At 64.3% G+C, this 18,526-nt stretch carries 18 protein-coding genes and 1 pseudogene; 12 read left to right on the top strand and 7 right to left on the bottom strand.

The annotated features are described in order from the left end of the window. Nucleotides 1–100 precede the first annotated feature (100 nt). The 7 genes from urtA to AC1DP9_RS11660 are packed head-to-tail and all read left to right on the top strand — an operon-like array spanning nt 101 to nt 6,593. Nucleotides 101–1,381, top strand: a complete 1,281-nt coding sequence (urtA, locus tag AC1DP9_RS11690; RefSeq protein ID WP_441591260.1) for an urea ABC transporter substrate-binding protein — start codon at nt 101–103, stop codon at nt 1,379–1,381. 37 nt (nt 1,382–1,418) lie between these two features. Next, nucleotides 1,419–2,333: an urea ABC transporter permease subunit UrtB gene (gene urtB / locus AC1DP9_RS11685; protein ID WP_477107418.1), complete on the top strand. Its 915-nt coding sequence runs from the start codon at nt 1,419–1,421 to the stop codon at nt 2,331–2,333. 19 nt (nt 2,334–2,352) lie between these two features. Next, a complete protein-coding gene (gene urtC, locus AC1DP9_RS11680; protein WP_477107417.1) occupies nt 2,353–3,480 on the top strand; it encodes an urea ABC transporter permease subunit UrtC in 1,128 nt (375 codons plus the stop codon). A gap of 12 nt (nt 3,481–3,492) precedes the next feature. Beyond that, nucleotides 3,493–4,236, top strand: coding sequence for an urea ABC transporter ATP-binding protein UrtD (urtD, locus tag AC1DP9_RS11675; RefSeq protein WP_092293928.1), 744 nt, complete (start codon nt 3,493–3,495; stop codon nt 4,234–4,236). A gap of 30 nt (nt 4,237–4,266) precedes the next feature. Then, nucleotides 4,267–4,956 (top strand): urea ABC transporter ATP-binding subunit UrtE, encoded by a 690-nt coding sequence (gene urtE / locus AC1DP9_RS11670; RefSeq protein ID WP_477107416.1) that lies wholly within the window; start codon nt 4,267–4,269, stop codon nt 4,954–4,956. Between the two features lie 52 nt (nt 4,957–5,008). After that, nucleotides 5,009–6,241 carry a formamidase gene (fmdA, locus tag AC1DP9_RS11665; protein WP_092293932.1) on the top strand — a complete coding sequence of 411 codons (1,233 nt, stop codon included), beginning with the start codon at nt 5,009–5,011 and terminating at the stop codon, nt 6,239–6,241. A gap of 37 nt (nt 6,242–6,278) precedes the next feature. Further along, the gene (locus AC1DP9_RS11660; protein WP_092293934.1) at nt 6,279–6,593 is read left to right on the top strand and encodes a zinc ribbon domain-containing protein; all 315 of its coding nucleotides are present in this window, start codon (nt 6,279–6,281) and stop codon (nt 6,591–6,593) included. Between the two features lie 81 nt (nt 6,594–6,674). Here the strand turns inward: AC1DP9_RS11660 and AC1DP9_RS11655 are convergent, their stop codons facing one another. Next, the gene (locus AC1DP9_RS11655) at nt 6,675–7,271 is read right to left on the bottom strand and encodes a helix-turn-helix domain-containing protein (protein WP_477107415.1); all 597 of its coding nucleotides are present in this window, start codon (nt 7,269–7,271) and stop codon (nt 6,675–6,677) included. Between the two features lie 146 nt (nt 7,272–7,417). On the opposite strand from AC1DP9_RS11655, the gene AC1DP9_RS11650 reads away from it, so the two are divergent. The 4 genes and pseudogenes from AC1DP9_RS11650 to AC1DP9_RS11635 all read left to right on the top strand — a co-directional run bounded on the left by AC1DP9_RS11650 (nt 7,418) and on the right by AC1DP9_RS11635 (nt 10,416). Next, nucleotides 7,418–8,416: a Bug family tripartite tricarboxylate transporter substrate binding protein gene (locus AC1DP9_RS11650; RefSeq protein ID WP_477107414.1), complete on the top strand. Its 999-nt coding sequence runs from the start codon at nt 7,418–7,420 to the stop codon at nt 8,414–8,416. Nucleotides 8,417–8,468: 52 nt separating this feature from the next. Beyond that, nucleotides 8,469–9,245 (top strand): aldolase, encoded by a 777-nt coding sequence (locus tag AC1DP9_RS11645; protein ID WP_477107413.1) that lies wholly within the window; start codon nt 8,469–8,471, stop codon nt 9,243–9,245. 216 nt (nt 9,246–9,461) lie between these two features. Further along, on the top strand, nt 9,462–9,803 hold the full coding sequence (locus AC1DP9_RS11640) for a YciI family protein (RefSeq protein ID WP_092293942.1): 342 nt from the start codon (nt 9,462–9,464) through the stop codon (nt 9,801–9,803). A 77-nt stretch (nt 9,804–9,880) separates the two neighbouring features. Further along, nucleotides 9,881–10,416: pseudogene (locus AC1DP9_RS11635) on the top strand (dihydrofolate reductase family protein). Between the two features lie 21 nt (nt 10,417–10,437). Here the strand turns inward: AC1DP9_RS11635 and AC1DP9_RS11630 are convergent. The 4 genes from AC1DP9_RS11630 to AC1DP9_RS11615 all read right to left on the bottom strand — a co-directional run bounded on the left by AC1DP9_RS11630 (nt 10,438) and on the right by AC1DP9_RS11615 (nt 14,940). Beyond that, nucleotides 10,438–11,244: a fatty acid hydroxylase family protein gene (locus tag AC1DP9_RS11630; RefSeq protein ID WP_477107412.1), complete on the bottom strand. Its 807-nt coding sequence runs from the start codon at nt 11,242–11,244 to the stop codon at nt 10,438–10,440. 129 nt (nt 11,245–11,373) lie between these two features. Then, entirely contained in the window at nt 11,374–12,753 is a 1,380-nt protein-coding gene (locus tag AC1DP9_RS11625; protein ID WP_441591253.1) for an MFS transporter, read from the bottom strand. Nucleotides 12,754–12,892: 139 nt separating this feature from the next. Beyond that, entirely contained in the window at nt 12,893–14,164 is a 1,272-nt protein-coding gene (locus AC1DP9_RS11620; protein WP_477107411.1) for an iron-containing alcohol dehydrogenase, read from the bottom strand. Beyond that, nucleotides 14,161–14,940: an alpha/beta fold hydrolase gene (locus tag AC1DP9_RS11615; protein WP_477107410.1), complete on the bottom strand. Its 780-nt coding sequence runs from the start codon at nt 14,938–14,940 to the stop codon at nt 14,161–14,163. The genes AC1DP9_RS11620 and AC1DP9_RS11615 overlap by 4 nt, the downstream gene beginning before the upstream one ends. Nucleotides 14,941–15,059: 119 nt before the next feature. Between AC1DP9_RS11615 and AC1DP9_RS11610 the strand changes: the two genes are divergently transcribed. Continuing rightward, on the top strand, nt 15,060–15,773 hold the full coding sequence (locus tag AC1DP9_RS11610; RefSeq protein WP_092294381.1) for a GntR family transcriptional regulator: 714 nt from the start codon (nt 15,060–15,062) through the stop codon (nt 15,771–15,773). A 24-nt stretch (nt 15,774–15,797) separates the two neighbouring features. On the opposite strand, the gene AC1DP9_RS11605 is transcribed toward AC1DP9_RS11610, so the two are convergent. Together AC1DP9_RS11605 and AC1DP9_RS11600 are read right to left on the bottom strand one after the other, a co-directional pair. Next, nucleotides 15,798–17,357 (bottom strand): M20/M25/M40 family metallo-hydrolase, encoded by a 1,560-nt coding sequence (locus tag AC1DP9_RS11605; protein WP_477107409.1) that lies wholly within the window; start codon nt 17,355–17,357, stop codon nt 15,798–15,800. Nucleotides 17,358–17,425: 68 nt separating this feature from the next. After that, on the bottom strand, nt 17,426–18,448 hold the full coding sequence (locus AC1DP9_RS11600; RefSeq protein ID WP_477107408.1) for a 2-oxoadipate dioxygenase/decarboxylase family protein: 1,023 nt from the start codon (nt 18,446–18,448) through the stop codon (nt 17,426–17,428). Between the last annotated feature and the right edge of the window lie 78 nt (nt 18,449–18,526).

The raw sequence follows: 18,526 nt of genomic DNA, 5'->3' as shown, positions 1-18,526 counted from the left end.
GGTGGCCGGCCCGACTACGTTGAATGACGTATGGCTGGGCGTCCCCCACCCGCAGCATGATCGCTCCGCAGCATTCCTCTTCCCCAACGGAGCGTCGATCATGCGTGACAACGAAAGCGATAACGAACAGAACGGGTCCCCGCCTTCCCAATCCCGCCGCCGGCTGATGCAGGGCCTTGCCGCCCTGCCCGCGCTGCCGCTGGCCGGCATGGCCGCGCAGGCCCACGGTGCCAATCTGCCTACCGGCACCGTGAACACCACCCGGCTCGCCGTCACCGATACCGAGGTCACCGTGGGCCAGCTGCATTCGGCCACCGGCACCATGGCGATCTCGGAAACCGGGTCGATCCAGGCCGAACAGCTCGCCATCGACCAGATCAACGCCGCTGGCGGCATCCTCGGCCGCAAGATCAAGGTCATCAAGGAAGACGGTGCCTCGGACTGGCCGACCTTCGCCGAGAAGTCCCGCAAGCTGCTGGTCAACGACCGTGTGGCGGCCGTGTTCGGCTGCTGGACCTCCGCCTCGCGGAAGGCCGTGCTGCCCGTCTTCGAGAAAGAGAATGGCCTGCTCTACTACCCGACGTTCTACGAGGGTCTCGAGCAGTCCAAGAACGTGATTTATACCGGACAGGAAGCGACCCAGCAGATCATCTGGGGCCTCGACTGGGCCGCCAAGCAGAAGAACGCCAAGAGCTTCTTCCTGATTGGCTCCGACTACATCTGGCCGCGGACGTCCAACAAGATCGCGCGCAAGCACATCGAAAACTTCCTCAAGCTCAAGGTCGTGGGCGAGGAGTACTACCCGCTCGGCCACACCAATTTCAACTCGCTGATCAACAAGATCAAGGTCGCCAAGCCCGACTGCATCTACGCGATCGTCGTGGGCGGCTCGAACGTTGCCTTCTACAAGCAGCTCAAGGCGGCCGGGATTACCGCCGACAAGCAGTTCCTGCTGACCATCTCGGTCACCGAGGACGAAGTGCTCGGCATCGGCGGCGAGAACATCGCCGGCTACTACGCGGCCATGAAGTACTTCCAGTCGCTCGACAACCCCAACAACAAGCAGTTCGTCGATGCCTTCAAGAGCAAGTTCGGCAGCAAGGCCGTGATCGGCGATGTCACGCAGGCCGCCTACCTCGGCCCCTGGCTGTGGAAGGCCGCGGTGGAGAAGGCCGGCAGCTTCGATATCGACAAGGTCGTCGCGGCCTCGCCGGGCATCGAATTGAAGTCCGCCCCCGAGGGTTACGTCAAGGTGGATACGAATCATCACCTGTGGAGCAAGACGCGCGTCGGGCTGGCGCAGCTCGATGGCCAGTTCAAGGTGGTGGCCGAGTCGCCGCAACTGATTCCGCCCAATCCGTTCCCGAAGGGCTATCAGTAAGCCCGCCGCCGTCCCATCGATCCACGGAGTAAGAGTCATGAACGTGTCGGACATGCTGAACATCGGCCTGATGCAGGGCTTTGCAGGGCTGAGCCTGTTCTCGGTGCTGCTCCTGATGGCGCTCGGGCTGGCCATCATCTTCGGCCAGATGGGCGTCATCAACATGGCGCACGGCGAGTTCATGACCATCGGCGCCTATGTCATCTTCCTGGCCTCCACCACGGTGGAGCGCCTGGCGCCGACGTGGATGCCCTACTACTTTCCCATCGCCATCTGCGCCGCGTTCGTCATCGCGTTCGGCGCGGGTTGGCTGGCCGAATGGGCGCTGATCCGGCATCTCTACAAGCGGCCCCTCGATACGCTGCTCGCCACCTGGGGCCTGTCGCTCGGCATGCAGCAGGCGTTCCGCTCCACCTTCGGCCCCAAGGAAGTCAGCCCCACGCTGCCCGACTGGCTGATGGGTTCATGGTCACCCGCACCCGGGCTCGACATCCCCATCAACGGTCTGTTCGTGATGGCGCTCACGCTCTGTGTAGCGGGGCTTGTCTGGCTCGCGCTGTACCGGTCGCGCTGGGGGCTGCGCGTACGCGCCACCACGCTGAACCGGCCGATGGCGAATGCAGCCGGCATCAATACCCGGCGCACCGACCGCCTGACGTTTGCCATCGGCTGCGGCATCGCGGGCGTGGCCGGCGCGGCATTCACGACGATCGGCTCCACGGGCCCCACCAGCGGCGCGCTGTACATCGTCGATTCGTTCCTCGTGGTCACGTTCGGCGGGGCAGCGAGCCTCGCCGGCACGGTGGCGTCGGCGTTCGGCATCGCGCAGATGCAGTCCATCACCGAGTTCTTCATGACCGGGTCGATGGCACGGGTGCTGACCCTGCTGCTGATCGTGACCATCCTGATGATTCGTCCGCTGGGCCTGTTCGCCCCGGCGGTACGGCGCTGACATGCCAGGAGCACAAACGATGTCCAACTCTTCCCGACTGCAACGGCTGCGCGGCATAGGCGGCGCATGGGCCGGCTACGCGCTGCTGGCGCTCGTGCTGGTGGTGATCATGCCGCTTGCGCTGGATGTGTTCCGCCTGAACCTGATCGGCAAATACCTGAGCTACGCCTTCGTGGCCGTGGGGCTGGTGATGCTGTGGGGCTACGGCGGCGTCCTGAGCCTGGGCCAGGGCGTGTTTTTCGGCCTCGGCGGCTATGCCATGGCGATGTTCCTCAAGCTGGAGGCATCGGATGCCAAAAGTACCGCCATCCAGTCCACGCCGGGCATTCCCGACTTCATGGACTGGAACCAGCTCACGGCGCTGCCATGGTGGTGGGAGCCGTTCCGCCATCTGCCGGTCGCGCTGATCGGGGTGGTGGTGGTGCCGGCCCTGCTGGCATTCGTCATCAGCGTGGCGATGTTCCGGCGGCGCGTGGGTGGCGTCTACTTCGCCATCATCACGCAGGCGGTGGCGCTCATTCTGTCAGTGCTGATCATCGGGCAACAGGGCTATACCGGCGGCGTGAACGGCATCACCGACCTCAAGACGCTGCTCGGCTGGGATATCCGCACCGACAGCGCTCGGCTGATTCTCTACTTCGTCACCGTGGCGCTGCTGTTCGGGGCCATCGCACTGTGCCGCTGGATCCAGCGGAGCAAGCTCGGCGTGCTGCTGCTGGCGATGCGCGACAAGGAAGACCGCGTGCGGTTCTCGGGCTACGACGTGTCGATGTTCAAGGTGTTCGTGTTTTGCCTGGCGGCCGCGCTGGCGGCCATCGGCGGCGCCATGTTCACCTTGCAAGTCGGGTTCATGTCGCCGTCGTTCGTCGGCATCGTACCGTCCATCGAGATGGTGATCTTCGCCGCGGTGGGCGGCCGCATGAGCCTGGTGGGTGCGGTGTGGGGCACGCTGCTGGTGAATGCCGGCAAGACCTACTTCTCGGAGAGCTTTCCGGATCTGTGGCTGTTCCTGATGGCGGCGCTGTTCATCGGCGTGGTGGTGGCGTTTCCCGACGGGCTGGCAGGGCTCTACGCCAAGTACATCGGCCGTCGCCGCCGCGCCACCGAGCCGCCCAAGCCGGAAACCCTGCCGGCCAAGACGGCCTGACCGGGAGACATCATGAGCAATACCGACTTCATGCTGGCGGTTGAGGACCTGACCGTGTCGTTCGACGGCTTCAAGGCCATCGACAATCTCACGCTATACGTGGATCGCGACGAGCTCCGCGTGATCATCGGCCCGAACGGCGCCGGCAAGACCACGCTGCTCGACTTGATCTGCGGCAAGACGCGCGCCGGCGGCGGCAGCGTCAAGTTTCGCAACCGCGAGATGACGGGCCTGCCCGAATACCAGATCGTGCGCGCCGGGGTCGGCCGCAAGTTTCAGACGCCCTCGATCTACGAGAACCTCACCGTGTTCCAGAACCTGGCCGTCTCGTTCCCCCGCGGCCGCAGCGTGCTGGGCGCACTGACCTTTCGCACCACCGAGGCGGAACGCCAGCGCGTGGCCGAGGTGGCTGCGGAGATCGCGCTCGACGATGTCCTGGAGCGCGAGGCGGCCCAGCTCTCGCACGGCCAGAAACAATGGCTGGAGATCGGCATGTTGCTGATGCAGGACCCGAAACTGCTGATGCTGGATGAACCGATCGCAGGCATGAGCGTACGCGAGCGCGAATTGACCGCCGACCTGCTCAAGCGCATCAGCAAGGGCCGCGCGGTGATCGTGATCGAGCACGACATGGACTTCGTGCAGCGTATTGCCGACAAGGTCACCGTGATGCACCAGGGCCGCATCCTGGCCGAAGGCTCGATGGCCCAGGTGCAGAACGACCCCCGCGTGATCGACGTCTACCTCGGCCACTGACGCGGCCAACTCGCCAAAGGAGAATCCCGCATGCTTTCCGTGGACAACGTGGTGGTGAACTATGGCCAGAGTGAGGCGCTGCATGGTGTGTCTTTCTCCGCAGCGCAAGGCGAAACCGTGGCCATCATGGGCCGCAACGGCATGGGCAAGACCACGCTGTTCAAGGCGATGATCGGCATGCTCCCGGTACGCTCGGGCCAGGTTACCGTGGATGGCCGCGACGTGGCGCACGACGAAAGCTATCGTCGCGTGCGCGCCGGCCTCGGCTATGTGCCGCAGGGCCGCATGGTCTTCTCGCACCTGACCGTGGAGGAGAACATCCTCACCGGCATGGAGCAAAGCCGCGTGCGGCGGATTCCGGACGAGATCTTCGCGATGTTCCCGGTGCTGTTCGACATGCGGCGCCGCAAGGGCGGCAACCTGTCCGGTGGCCAGCAACAGCAGCTTGCCATCGCCCGCGCGCTGGTGAGCAACCCGAAGGTGCTGCTGCTGGATGAGCCCACCGAGGGCATTCAGCCTTCGATCATCAAGGACATCGCGCGCGCGCTGAATGAGATTCGGCGCACGCGCGACATCACTATCGTGTTCTCCGAACAGGTGCTGAGCTTCGCGATGGACGTGGCCGATCGGCTGCTGGTCATCGAAGGCGGCCGCTTCGTGCACGAGACCCAGCGCCACAGCACGGATGTGGCGCACATCCGGCAACTGCTGTCGGTCTGAACGCAATCCCGCATCTTCACCGCATCTTCCCCACTACCAGGAGGCAAACGTCATGACGGATACCCTGATCAAGGTCGATCTGGCCGAATCGCCGTACGAGAACCCCAACGTCCACAACCGCTGGCATCCGGATATCCCGATGGCCTGCTGGGTCAAGCCCGGCGAGGATTTCATCCTGGAGACCTACGACTGGACCGGCGGCTTCATCAAGAACAACGACTCGGCCGACGATGTGCGTGACATCGATCTCTCCATCGTCCATTTCCTGACCGGCCCGGTGGGCGTGGAAGGCGCGGAGCCGGGCGACCTCCTCGTGGTGGATCTGCTCGACATCGGCGCGAAGCCTGACAGCCAGTGGGGCTTCAACGGATTCTTCTCGAAGCAGAACGGCGGCGGCTTCCTGACCGATCATTTTCCGCAGGCGCAGAAGTCGATCTGGGATTTCCACGGCCTGTACACCTCGTCGCGGCATATCCCCGGTGTGAACTTCGCCGGGCTGATCCATCCGGGGCTGATTGGCTGCCTGCCGGACCCGGCCATGCTCGAGACATGGAACAAGCGGGAGATGGACTTTATCGCCACGCAACCGGACCGCGTGCCACCGCTGGCGAATCCGCCCTTCGCGGCGACGGCGCACATGGGCAAGCTGCAGGGCGATGCGCGCGACCAGGCCGCCGCCACGGGTGCACGCACGGTGCCACCGCGCGAGCATGGCGGCAACTGCGACATCAAGGACCTGTCGCGCGGCGCCAAGGTGTACTTCCCGGTCTATGTGGATGGTGCCGGGCTTTCCGTGGGCGACCTGCATTTCTCACAGGGCGACGGCGAGATCACGTTCTGCGGCGCGATCGAGATGGCGGGCTGGGTGCATATGCGCGTGTCGCTGATCAAGGGCGGCATGGCCAAGTACGGCATCCGCAATCCGATCTTCAAGCCGAGCCCCATCACGCCGAACTACAACGACTACCTGATCTTTGAAGGGATCTCCGTCGACGAAGCGGGCAAGCAGCACTATCTGGACGTACAGGTCGCCTACCGGCAGGCGTGCCTGAATGCGATCGAGTACATGACCAAGTTCGGATACTCGCGGGCGCAGGCGTACTCCATCCTCGGAACCGCCCCGGTGCAGGGGCATATCAGTGGCGTGGTGGACATTCCCAATGCCTGCGCCACACTGTGGTTGCCCACCCAGATCTTCGACTTCGACATCCGTCCCAGCGCCAGCGGGCCGACGCGGATGATCGCGGGGGACGTGGATCTGCCACTGTCGCCAGACGTGGTCTAAGCCGGCACCATGTTGCAATCCACCCAGCGGAGCGGCGATGCCTACCTATGACTACCGGTGTAAGGACTGCGGCGAGTTTGCATTGATCCGGCCGATGGCCCGGCGCGATGCGCCTGCCATGTGCCCCGCCTGCGGCATGGGTGCGGAGCGGGCACTCGTGGCCGCGCCGGCGCTCGCCAGCATGGCGGCGTCGGCGCGGGCCGCCCATGCGGTCAACGAACGCAGCGCGGCTGCGCCGAAGGAATCATCGCGGCATGGATCCGGTTGCGGGTGCTGCGCGCAGCCGAAGCTCGCCGGCCGGCCCGACGTGGCCAAGAGCACCAGCGGCAGGCCGTGGATGATCTCGCACTGAGCAGGACAGGGACTGACCCCAGCGCGGCCAACGTGCTGGGGCGTCCAGCGCCGTTGAGGCACGGTCTCCCCGTGCCCAATATCAAATCTTCCTGCGATCGCTGACCACGACGAGCGCTTGCGCCTGGACTTTGCCCACCGAGCGCGATCGGTGGGGAATCGAGGCATTGAAGTAGAGCGAGTCACCGGCACTCATGCGCACGGTGCGGCCATCGAACAACACCTCCATTTGCCCTGATACCACGAAGATCAGCTCCTCTCCAGCGTGGCTGGCCATCGGTTGATCCTCAGCCAATGTGAAGGGCGGCAGCATGATAAACGGCTGCATGGCCTTGTCCGGTCGCTCCGCCGCAATGGCTTCATAGGTGTAGCCATGTCGCTCGGTAGACGGACTGAACGGAATGCGGTCGCCGGCCTTTACGTGAAGGATCTCGTTGGCACGCGATGACCTGGAGATGAGCTGATCGACGGTCACCGACAACGCTTCAGCCAGCTTGAGCACGGTGCCGATGGTCGGCGACGACAACCCCCGTTCCAGCTTGGACAGGTAGCTCTTGGTCAGCGATGCGCGCTGCGCCAGCTCTTCAAGCGTCAAGCCATTCAGCTTGCGTAGCTCAGCCAGGCGCTCGGCGATGCCCGGCGTCGCAGGCTCTGCGCTCACTTCTTGCTTTTTCGTCATCCCGGGGATCGAAGTTCCAAAGCGCCTGCACAGGCGCTTCCACAGACCGCAATTGTAAGGGTCGAACGTTTTCACGACAACGCGGTTGCACACGTGACACTTTAGTGTCATTCTAGACACGCTTGTTTCCGATATCCCCAAGGAGAATGCAAGTGAATCCCAGCCGCCCCCGCTGTCGCGACCTGACTTTCGTGGTCGCCCTTTCCGCTGCCGTACTGTTGAGTGCACCCCTTGCCGGTCACGCGGCAGAGTTTCCCGACAAGCCCATTACCCTGGTCGTCCCGTTTGGCGCGGGAGGCATTACAGACCTCGTGGCCCGCGCCACGGGTAAGGCCCTTTCCGAGCAACTCGGTCAATCCATCGTTGTGGAAAACCGTCCGGGCGCGGGCGGGAACATTGCGGCGGACTTTGTCCGGCGCGCACGGCCGGACGGCTACACCTTGATGTTCACCACGGTCGGCATCCTGGCCGTCAACCCTCACACGGACATCAAGGTCAACTTCGACAGCACGAAGGACTTCACCTACATCTCCCTGGTAGGCTCAACACCGCATCTGGTCGTGGTGGGTGCAGATGTCCCGGCAAATACGCTCGCCGATCTCATCAAGCTTGCCCAGCGCAAACCAGATTCCGTGAGCGTTGGAACCGCTGGCGTCGGTAGCTCGCCTTATCAAGGGATGCGCGTGCTTCAGGACGCGGCAAGAATCGAGTTTCTCCATGTGCCATTCAAGAGCGGCGCCGAGTCCGTCACCAATGTCGTATCGGGACAGGTGAACATGACCTTTGAGGCGACACCTCAAGTCATGCCGTTCGTCACCTCGGGCAAGCTTCGCGCGCTCGCCGTAGCGAACCCGCGCCGGCTGTCCACTGCACCCCAGGTTCCTTCGACTGCCGAACTGGGGTTCCCGACGCTGGTGTCAGGCTCGGTGGCAGGGCTGATCGGACCAGCGGGACTCGACCCCGCCATCGTGAAGAAGCTCAATGCGGCGGTAGGCACCGTCACCGCAAATCCGAAGTTCAAGGCCACGCTGGTCGCTCAAGGCACCGAGCCAATGGCCTCGACGCCTGAACAATTCCGAAAGCTGATCGAAGAAGAGAATCAGCGATGGTCGGCGCTGCTCGGCGCGGCCGACAAGACAAAATAAAAGCCGCTTCGTATTCACCATACTCTCCAGCACATCCCAGAAAGGACACACCATGGCTGACACAATGCAAATGAGCAAAAGCGAGATCGTCGCCGCTTCGCTCAAGACGATGCAGACGGAACTCCGGGCTGACAAGATGCCCCTGCGCGAGGCCGTCGCGGAAACCTGCCGAATCCTGTTCGCGTTCGGTCACGATTCCGGGCTCGCGGGCCAGATCACCGCGCGGGCCGAGGCGCCCGGCACGTACTACACGCAGCGCCTGGGTCTTGGCTTCGATGAAATCACCGCGGACAACCTGTTGCTCGTCAATGAGGATCTCGAAGTGCTTTCCGGAAACGGCATGCCGAACCCTGCCAACCGCTTCCATTCCTGGCTGTATCGCGCGCGGCCGGACCTGAATTGCATCGTTCATTCCCACGCGCCGCATGCCTCTGCGCTTGCCATGCTCGAGGTTCCCCTGACCATCTCCCATATGGACACCTGCGTCCTCTACGACCAGACGGCATTCCTCGAGAAATGGCCCGGTATCCCGGTTGGCAATGAAGAAGGCGAAATCATCTCCAGGGCACTCGGCGACAAGAAGGCGATCCTGTTGTCACACCACGGCCTTCTGGTTGCTGGTGCGTCGGTGGAAGAAGCTTGCGTGCTGGGTGTGATGTTTGAACGCGCCGCGCGCCTGCAGCTCCTGGCAATGGCCGCAGGCGAGATTCAGCCGATTCCGCCAGAACTGGGTCGTGAAGCGCAACGCTGGGTGAGTACCCAGAAGCGGTTCGAAGCGACGTTCGCCTACTATTCCCGCCGCGCCCGTCGCGAACTGCCGGCGGATTGAAGCGGAGGCGCGGCCGTTCAACGTTTCGTCGGATCGTCGGCGGTTTCCGGGGCGGCTGGAGAAACGCCACCGTCACGCCGTCCGGACCCCGTGCGCAAACGGTGGCTGTGCTTTTGCATTCCATCGTTCAAGGGCAAAGACAGTCGTATATCGTGAGTAACGGCGCAGGCAAGAGGTGCATACTCTGCCGTACATCGTCAAACGAGGGACCGAACAATGGCGAAATACCTGATCTCCTTTCCTGCAAGGGCGATGGCAGTCCCCGCCGAGGATTTGGCCGCCGTGGGCGAAGCTGCGCGCGAGGTCATACGCGAGGCGAAGGCCGCAGGCGTGTACGTGTTCGGTGGTGGTATCAACGATAATGTCGCACCACTCATGGTCGCTTCAGACGGCGCGGTCACAAACGAAACCTATCCCCAGACAGAGGAGTTCGACGGCGGCTTCTGTGTCCTGGAGCTTCCATCGCGCGAAGCCGCCATCCAGTGGGCCGCTAAGATCGCCAAAGCTTGCCGCTGCTCGCAGGAACTCCGCGAGTTTGGGTATGACCCGGAGAGCTGACGGGCAAGGCCCGTACCCACGGGGTTCGCCAGGGCAGTCAACCTCCATCGATTCTTGATAGAACAGTAGAGTGATTGATGATTACAGGACACGTCTTTATTGCCACCAGCCTTGATGGCTTTATCGCCCGTCCCGATGGCGATATCGGTTGGCTTCTGGAGCGGGACGACCCCACGGAAGACCATGGCTACGCGAGCTTCATCGCCGACAAGGATGCGATCGTGATGGGCCGGGGGAGCTATGAAAAGGTCCTCACCATGGGGAATGGGCTTACGACAGACCGGTGCTGGTGCTATCCCGTCAGTTGGCCGGCACGCCGGTGCCGGAAGCGTTGCAGGGGAAGGTGCGCTTCTCGAACTGCACGCCCTCGGACGCGATGGCGCAACTCGCGAGCGAAGGCGTGCGCCGCGTCTATGTCGACGGCGGCCAGGTGGTCCAGTCGTTCCTGCGCGACAGTTTGATCGCTGACATGGTGGTGACTACGGTCCCGGTGCTGATCGGGACCGGCATACCGTTGTTCGGCGCCCTGCCGCAAGACGTAAGTCTGGCGCTCGAGTCAAGCCGGCACTTTCCATCCGGCCTGGTGCAGTCGACCTATCGCGTATTGCGCTGATTACCGGGAGCGGCCCGGCAGTCAAGCCGCCATCGCGCGGCGCTCCTCGTCGTCCAGCAGCGGGCCGTCGAGCGTCACGCGGGAATGGTCTGTGCGGAATTTCTGGATGACCGGCTTCAGTTCTTCCTTGACGTGCGCCTCGCTGTAGCCGTTGAACAGGTGCCCGATCAGGCCGCGGCGCAGGTCCGAGGTGCCCATGATGTAGTCCGCGATCGGGAACGTCAGGTTCATGTTGTACTTCATCATGATGCCCATGTTGTGATGGGCCGTATGGTGGCGCCGGATGGTGTTGACGAACGGCATGTTGCGCACGAACCAGTTGTCATGTACATGGCAGCAGTAGTGGAACGTCTCGTAGATCAGGTACTGCGCCACCATCGTGATGAAGACGAAGTAGCCGGCGTTGGCGTTGAAGATCAGGGACGCCAGATAGCCCAGCCCGCCGCCACCCACGCCGAGCGTCGCCAGTACGCGCCACGGGAAGAACACGATGCGGAACTCGCGCGTGGTATCGATCGTGGCTTCCTGGTCGGTGAAGTACTGGTGATGCTGACGCGTGTGGCGCTCGTAGATGGCGCGCAGCGCGAACACGTCGATCCGGCGGTGCATGACGTAGCGGTGCATGAACCATTCGACGAAATTCCCGGCCAGGAACACCGGCAGGATCAATGCCCATTCCCATGTGACGCCGTGCAGGTGCTGGATGGCCCAGTACAGCGCGGCGATGCCCACGCCGTAGATCACGGTGATGTGCAGCAACCCGTTGTAAAGCGGGCTGATGTCGGCCTTGTACTGCTCCCTGAACTGGCGTTGGCGTTCAGTCATCATGATTGCATCTCCGGTAAAGTCCGCCGCACTAACATATCAGTTGGATATAAAAAGGCGGCGATCCAAAAAATGCCCCTGTCGCACAGGGGCGCTGTCAGGGCGCGGCTCGCGGGCCGCGCGGCGAAATCGTTATTGAGAGACTTCCTCCAGTGCCCTGCCGCGTGTTTCGACGCCCAGCATCAGCACCATCGCGGCTGCCACGGCGAAGGACAGCGCTCCCAGCGTGAACACCCCGCCCTGCCCGGTCACCGGCAGCAGCACGCCAACCAGATAGGGGCCCGCCAGCGAACCGATTCGGCCGATCGACGAGGCGAAGCCCGAGCCGGTGGCGCGAGAGCGCGTGGGATAGAGTTCCGGGGTGTAGGCGTAGAGCACTGACCACATGCCGAACAGGAAGAACTGCATGCACAGCCCGGCGGCAATGAGCTGCTCCACCGGCACCTTGTGCACCGCCGCCTGGCCATAGGCATACGCGGCGACGGCGCTGCCGAGCAGCATCAGCGCGCAGGTTGGCTTGCGGCCCCATTTCTCGAGCAGCCATGCCGAGAACATGAACCCGGGAATGCCCGCCAGCGAGATGTAGACCGTGTAGAGCACGGACTTGGTCACCGCATAGCCGGCCTGCTGGAGCAACGCCCCGAGCCAGGTGGTCAGCCCGTAGTAGCCGAGCAGCGCGAAGAACCAGACCGACCAGAGCATGATCGTGCGGCGCGCGTAGGGGCCTGACCAGAGTTCCATGAAGCGCGCCTTCCGGTTTGTCGGCTGCGGGCTCCGGTAGGTCGCCGCGACCGGCGGCAAGGCGTGGCCCCAGGCACGTTCCACACGCTGTTCGATGCCTGCCATCACGGCGTCGGCTTCGCGCTTGCGGCCCACATCTTCGAGCCAGCGCGGCGATTCGGGCACCATCCGACGCACCACGAATACAAATACGGCCGGCACGGCCAGTGCGATGAAGATCCCGCGCCAGCCGATCATCGGCAGCAGGAAGTACGTCATCGCGCCGGCGGCGATGAAGCCGATCGGCCAGAACCCTTCCAGGATGGCAACGTACTTGCCCCGGCTCTTGGCCGGCACGATTTCGGACACCATCGACAGGCCGATCGGGAACTCCATGCCCATGCCGAAGCCAAGCAGGACGCGGTAGAGCATCAACGTCGTCACGTTGTCCGCCAGCCCGCACATCAGGCTGCCCACGCCCCAGAAGATCATGCTGACCTGGAACACGGGCTTGCGGCCGAAGCGATCCGCCAGCAGGCCGGCGATGGCCGCGCCCAGGAACATGCCCAGGAAGCTTGAGCTGGCGAGCATGCCGGCCTGCGCGGCGGTCAGGCCGAACTCGGCCTTGATCGAACCGAGCACGAACGTCATGAGGCCGAGGTCCATCGAATCGAAAAACCACGCGGTGGCGATGATGCCGAACAACGAGCGCTGGTAGCCCGTCATTGGCAATCGTTCCAGCCGCGCCGCTACGCCGGCCTCCAGCCTGAGGGCGCCTGCTGACATATCCATGGTTGTCTCCTGTGTAGGTGAATCGCGCTCTTTGCCGGCGCGCTTTCGTAATATATTAGTTGGACATCGCTGATGTTCAAGTTATGGTTTACGGCATGCCGTGCGAAGCGGCAACGTTCGGTCCATCGGAAATGTCGTGCTATGCCGCGCGGCGCGGTGCCATGTGCGGGGCTTCGGCAGAGAGATCGCCGTGCCAGGCATGCTGGACGATGGCGGCATAGCGCGCCGGCACGTCCGGCACGGGAAACGCCTTGGCGAGGCGCGTCACGCCAAGGGCGTCCTTCACCAGCGCCGCCAGGTCGTCTTGCGCGATGCCGCACTGCTGCAGGGTTGTGGGGATGCCCAGATCACGGACCAGATCGCGCACCAGGACGGGGAGGCGCGCCACGGCCGAATCGGGGTCGGTGTCTTCGATCCCAAACAGCCGGGCCACGGCAAGCATCTCGTCACTGCGCACGTCGCGCAGGGCGTCGAGCACGTAAGGCAGCATCACTGCATTGGTCGTGCCGTGCGAGCGATGCGTCAGCCCGGCGACGGCATAGGCAATGCCATGCACCGCGTTCAGGCCGGCACTGCCATATGACAACGCGGCATAGAGGCTCGCTTGGCTCATGCCTATGCGCGCTTCGGTGTCGTCGCCGCGCTGGTAGCTGCGCAACAGATACCGGCTGCACAGCCGGATCGATTCATGCGCGAACAACATCGTCAGGGCATTGCGGCCGCTGTAGCCGGGGTCAGCGTCCCCGCCCCGGTCGAAACGGGCGGAGTCGAGCGTCAGGTATGACTCGACCGCGTGCGTCAGCGCATCGATGCCCGCATCGGCCGTGACGCGCGGCGGGCAGGTGTAGGTGAACTCGGGATCGATCAATGCCACGGCGGGCCTCAGCCGGTTGTCCATGACGGCAACTTTGGTGGCGTTCTCCGGATCGACGAGGATCGCCCCGGGCGTGGCCTCGGAGCCCGTGCCGGCCGTGGTGGGCAGCGCAATCATCGGCAGGATGGGGGTGGCGCTGTCGATCGTGCCAATGAAATCCCGCACCGGGTTGCCGGCGGGGAGCGTCAGGCACAGCGCCTTGGCCAGATCGATATTGCTGCCGCCGCCGATGGCGATGACGTGATCGACAGGCACGCCGTCGAGCTGCGCGCGGAGGGCTGCCGTAGCGGTGTCGCAGAGCGTGGTCGTGGGATCCGGCAGCCCGCCGTCATAGACCAGCAGTTCCACGCCGTGCGCGCGTGCGGCAGCGACGAGTTCATCGACCCATGGCGTGGCAGAGGTGAAGAACGTATCCGTGACCAGCAGGCCACGGCGATAGCCGAGCCGCTGCAGCAGCGCCGGCAACTGCGCACGGCTGCCGGCGCCCATGATCAGGCGCGCTGGTGCGCAGAAATAGATCAGGTCCTCCACTCTCATGCTGTCTCCTGTGGGTATGTTCTGTGTCCCTGCGCTGCCGGCGGCATGGGCCATTGCTGGCGCAGATACGCGGCGATGTCGTCGGTCCGCTCGGTCAGCACGCTGTGGCCGGCGCCCTGCAGGACGTGCAACTCGGCGCGTGGGATTCCGTCGGCCAGCATCGCGCCGTGACTGAGCGGGCAGTCGGCGTCCTCGCTGCCATGGATAACAAGCGCCGGGCACGCGATGTGGGCCAACTCGCCACGCTGATCCGTCCGCCGGATGGCGTTCCAGGTCCACGCCACGGTGCGATGGTCGGCTGCCTCGCGCAGCCCGAGCCGTTGCTCGCGTGCCGCGATGGCTGCCAGCAGCGCATCCGGTGACGATGGGGTGAACCACGCCACTGCGTCGAGGTGCGGCGTGCCCGAGACCAGCAGCAGTTCGGTGGGCAACGGCCAGGCGGTCATCGTGCGCGCCTGTGCCAGATACGCCAGCGCCACCGAGACCCCCATGCTCCATCCAGCCAGCACGAACGGCCCGTCGACATGGGTGTCAATCGCCCGGCTCAACACGCGGGCGTAGGCGTCCAGCGAGCAGTCGCGCTCGCTGATGGGCGAACTTGCCCGCCCTCGCCCGGGCAGGTTCGGCAGGATGAACGTGCACTGGTCGGCCAACTGGTGTGCCAGCGGCAGCCAGGCGCCCCGCGTGCCCTGAATGCCATGTACGGCGACCACGGTAATCGGCCCCTTCCCCACGACAACGACATCCTCGTTCGCCACGCCGCCTCCGGTACACATCTAATATATTAGTAGGATAGTAGCAGAAAGCCGGCGGGAAGCAAGGGCGAAATCCACCGTGTACAGAAGATGCGTACGACTCATATACAATGGGTTTTCCGTGCATCCTGACCTCGGCCATGACCTCAAAACCCGCCACGCGCGCCCGTTCCGCGCCAGTACAAGAGCCTGAAGAGACCCCAGGCCAGCGCGGCAAGCTGACCGACATGGCGTACGAGCAGGTGGAAGAAGCGATCGTGACGATGAAGCTGGCGCCGGGCAGCTCGGTGTCGGAGTTGCAGCTCAGCGAGATGACGGGAATCGGCCGCACGCCGATCCGGGAGGCGATCCAGCGCCTGGCGCGCGAACACCTGATCATGGTGCTGCCGCAGCGCGGCCTGCTGATCGCGCCAATGGACGTGGCCAAGCAGCTTCGCCTGCTGGAGGCGCGCCGCGAAGTGGAACGACTGATCTGCCGCTGCGCCGCACGCCGCGCCACGGCCGAGCAGCGCGATCACTTCAAGCGCCTGGCGAAGGAATTCGAGCAGTCAACCCGTAGTGGCGACGACGTCGCCTTTGTGCGCGCGGACCGGGAGTTCAACGAACTATGTCTGGTTGCCGCCCGTAACGAGTTTGCCGAAGGGTCGATGCGGCTGATGCACGGTTTGTCGCGCCGCTTCTGGTATCTCCACTACAAGGAGGCGGCGGACCTGCCAACGATGTCGAAGCTGCACGCCACCGTGGCCTCGGCGATTGCGCGCGGCGATGTCGATGGCGCCGGCGAGGCGCTCGATGCGCTGCTGGACAACATCGAGGAATTTACGCGCGCGACGGTGCTGGGGGACCATCGATAGCGCCCCCCGTAGCGAAAGCCTGACTCAGAACGGTGCCGTCATCAGCCCGTAGAGCGTCCGCACGCCGTTGACATAATTCCCGAGACGAAGATTCTCGTTCGCGGCATGCTGGTTGTTATCGGCGTTGACGAGCGGGACGATCACGAACGGCACTTTCAGTACATTCACGATTTCCGCCGTCGGCACGGTGCCACCCATCATGCGGATGCGGACGGGCTCCGGGCTCGTGCCGAAGGTGCCGGTGATGCCTTGGTACGCCCATTTCGCGACCGGAGAGTCCATCGGCGAGCCCGCCGCATCCGCCCCTTCGCTCTGGTAGGAGAAGCTCGCCAGCTTGTCGTAGCGCGCGCGTTCCTCGTCGGTCGGCGTGCCCTTCACAAGGTGGTAGCCCTGCTTGACGATGTACTGCTCGATCAGCTTGCCGAGGTACGCGGCATCGGAGTCCGGCGTGGTACGCAGATCCAGTTCGGCCTCGGCCTTGTCCGGCACGATATTGGCGACCTTGTCACCGACTGCGGCGGCGGCCATGCCGCGCACATTCAGCGACGGGTATTGCAGCGCCTCCTGATAATTGGCGCCGACTTTCTCCGCTTGGGCGATGCCAATACGGGTCTTCAGCGCCTTCTCGTCGTCAGGCACGGCAGCCATGATCTTGCGCTCGGCATCGCCGAGACGGACCTTGGCGTAATAGCCCGGAATGGTGACGCGACCGCTCTCGTCCTTCATCGAACCCAGCAGGCTCGCGAGCCGAAGCGCCGGGTTCGGCGCGTAGTTGCCGTAGTGACCGCTGTGCAATGGCGCCTTCGGACCGAACACGGTGATCTTCGCCTTCGCCGCCCCGCGGTTGCCGAAGATCAGTGTGGGGCGATTGGTAGCGTGCATGGGCCCGTCGTGGATGATCATGCCGTCGCAGGCGAGCAGGTCGCGATGGGCCTGCATCACCTTGCCGATGGAGGGCGAACCCTTCTCCTCTTCGCTGTCCAGGATCACCTTGATATTGACAGCGGGCTGCGTGCCGGCCGCCTTCATCGCGTCGATGGCCGCCAGCAGCATCATGATCGGCCCCTTGTCGTCGGACGAGGACCGGCCGAAGACGCGCCACTCCGGGTCCACCGCCCCCGAGAACAGGTTGGCGACGTCGATCTCCTCCCAATCGCCATTGGCACCCTTCTTCTTCAGCACAGGATTCCACGGACTCTTCTGGGCCCATTGGGAAGGGATGACCGGCTGGCCGTCCAGGTGCATATAGAACAGGACGGTCTTGCGCGACGCCTGCTTGCCCGGATACTCGGCGAACAACATCGGCTTGCCGTCATTGTCCAGCGGCTGGGTCGTGAAGCCACGCTTGCGGAATGCCTGCTCGAGCCAGGCCACGTTGCGCCGGATATCTTCGGGCGCCACCGAATCATTGGGGATGTTCAGCAGATCCAGATACTCGCGGTAGCTCGCCTGCGCCTGCTGCTGCGCGGCTTCGGGTGCCAGGGTGGCCGCGTGTGCTGTGAGATTGGACAGGCTGGACAGGCTGATGGCAGCCGCGCAGAGAGTGAGGCGGAGGGTCAGGCAGGGGGCGAAGGCGTTTCTCATCTTGTCCTTTTGGATTTTTTTGAGGAGGGGTACCGTACTGCTTGGCTTGGATTCTACGCCGTAGCCCCCTAGGCCGCCGCCGTCATCTTGAAGATGCCCTGCGCGTTCCCGGCGTCAAACCCGAGGTCCACCTTGCGGCGGGCCTCGGCTTCGTCCTCGAAGCTGTCCCGCGTGATGAACTCATAGAACGAGCCCGGCACCTGGCGCCTCACCGTCTCGCCGTCGGCGCCCACGAACTCGCGCGTCACCGGGTCGGCGCGGAAGGCGGTTTGCTTGACGCGGCCGCTGCCGGAGACCTCGACCTTTTCCTTCATCGGGCGGCCCAGGGCCTTCTGGGCGTCCGCCAGGGCGAAGACGTCGGCCACGCGGTCGGTGGCGTGGTTGAAGGCGTTGCCTTCGGTGGAGATCCACGCCATTTCGGCCGATTCCTGGAGCAGGGTCTCGTAGTCTTCCAGACGCGGCGCCGGGTGCTGGCGGGCGAAGCAGCGGGCTAGCAGGGCGACCAGTTCGGCACCATCCGCCACGGCCAGCAGGCCGTCGCGTTCGAGTTGCCATAGCAGCGTCTGGGCGCGCGGGGTCAGCGGATCGATGGAGGCTTCGGTCACGCGGGTCACGGCGGCGCGGAAGGCGTCGCTGTAGCGCTCGCGCTCCGGGTGGAACTCGCTCAGGAAGAACTGGGCGATCTGCTCGGGGGCGTCGGCATGGGCGTACGAGCGGCCGGTCATGCCGATGCGGTCGAGCGGATAGGTGCCGTTCAGCACGTAGCCGAGTGGGCGCAGGATGCGCGTGAAGGCAGCCTCGCCCTCGGGCAGCGCGCCGCTCGCCCACTTCACCGTGCGCAGCGCGCCGTGGTCGAAGGTGACCTTGCCGCCGGCCCGGGCCACGTCGTCCGTGTAGGCGCGGCCGGTGGGCACGCGGTCCAGGATGTCGCCGAACAGCACGACGTTGAGCGCCTGGGCGATCTCGGCGCGCGTGGCGCGGCCCTCGATATCGGCCGGAAGGCCTTCGGGCATGGTGACCAGGGTCAGCAGGTGGGCGGCGCGGGCCGCGCCCAGGTTGGCATTGAGCAGCTTGGCGATGTTCGAATTCATGGGGACGTGGTCACGGTGGGGTTGCGCCGCAGCATAGCGGCAGCGCCGGGCGGGTCACAAGCGACGAATGCTCACAAC

This window comes from Cupriavidus sp. 01L43, from assembly GCF_056399925.1.
Note: the sequence above shows the minus strand (reverse complement) of the source record. Positions and strands in the feature narration are given on the sequence as shown.

Bases quoted from the DNA above. Each gene is read 5' to 3' on its own strand.
- urtA (WP_441591260.1), top strand. From the start codon at position 101: ATGCGTGACAACGAAAGCGATAACGAACAGAACGGGTCCCCGCCTTCC.
- urtB (WP_477107418.1), top strand. From the start codon at position 1,419: ATGAACGTGTCGGACATGCTGAACATCGGCCTGATGCAGGGCTTTGCA.
- urtC (WP_477107417.1), top strand. From the start codon at position 2,353: ATGTCCAACTCTTCCCGACTGCAACGGCTGCGCGGCATAGGCGGCGCA.
- urtD (WP_092293928.1), top strand. From the start codon at position 3,493: ATGAGCAATACCGACTTCATGCTGGCGGTTGAGGACCTGACCGTGTCG.
- urtE (WP_477107416.1), top strand. From the start codon at position 4,267: ATGCTTTCCGTGGACAACGTGGTGGTGAACTATGGCCAGAGTGAGGCG.
- fmdA (WP_092293932.1), top strand. From the start codon at position 5,009: ATGACGGATACCCTGATCAAGGTCGATCTGGCCGAATCGCCGTACGAG.
- AC1DP9_RS11660 (WP_092293934.1), top strand. From the start codon at position 6,279: ATGCCTACCTATGACTACCGGTGTAAGGACTGCGGCGAGTTTGCATTG.
- AC1DP9_RS11655 (WP_477107415.1), bottom strand. From the start codon at position 7,271: ATGACGAAAAAGCAAGAAGTGAGCGCAGAGCCTGCGACGCCGGGCATC.
- AC1DP9_RS11650 (WP_477107414.1), top strand. From the start codon at position 7,418: ATGCAAGTGAATCCCAGCCGCCCCCGCTGTCGCGACCTGACTTTCGTG.
- AC1DP9_RS11645 (WP_477107413.1), top strand. From the start codon at position 8,469: ATGGCTGACACAATGCAAATGAGCAAAAGCGAGATCGTCGCCGCTTCG.
- AC1DP9_RS11640 (WP_092293942.1), top strand. From the start codon at position 9,462: ATGGCGAAATACCTGATCTCCTTTCCTGCAAGGGCGATGGCAGTCCCC.
- AC1DP9_RS11630 (WP_477107412.1), bottom strand. From the start codon at position 11,244: ATGATGACTGAACGCCAACGCCAGTTCAGGGAGCAGTACAAGGCCGAC.
- AC1DP9_RS11625 (WP_441591253.1), bottom strand. From the start codon at position 12,753: ATGGATATGTCAGCAGGCGCCCTCAGGCTGGAGGCCGGCGTAGCGGCG.
- AC1DP9_RS11620 (WP_477107411.1), bottom strand. From the start codon at position 14,164: ATGAGAGTGGAGGACCTGATCTATTTCTGCGCACCAGCGCGCCTGATC.
- AC1DP9_RS11615 (WP_477107410.1), bottom strand. From the start codon at position 14,940: ATGTGTACCGGAGGCGGCGTGGCGAACGAGGATGTCGTTGTCGTGGGG.
- AC1DP9_RS11610 (WP_092294381.1), top strand. From the start codon at position 15,060: ATGACCTCAAAACCCGCCACGCGCGCCCGTTCCGCGCCAGTACAAGAG.
- AC1DP9_RS11605 (WP_477107409.1), bottom strand. From the start codon at position 17,357: ATGAGAAACGCCTTCGCCCCCTGCCTGACCCTCCGCCTCACTCTCTGC.
- AC1DP9_RS11600 (WP_477107408.1), bottom strand. From the start codon at position 18,448: ATGAATTCGAACATCGCCAAGCTGCTCAATGCCAACCTGGGCGCGGCC.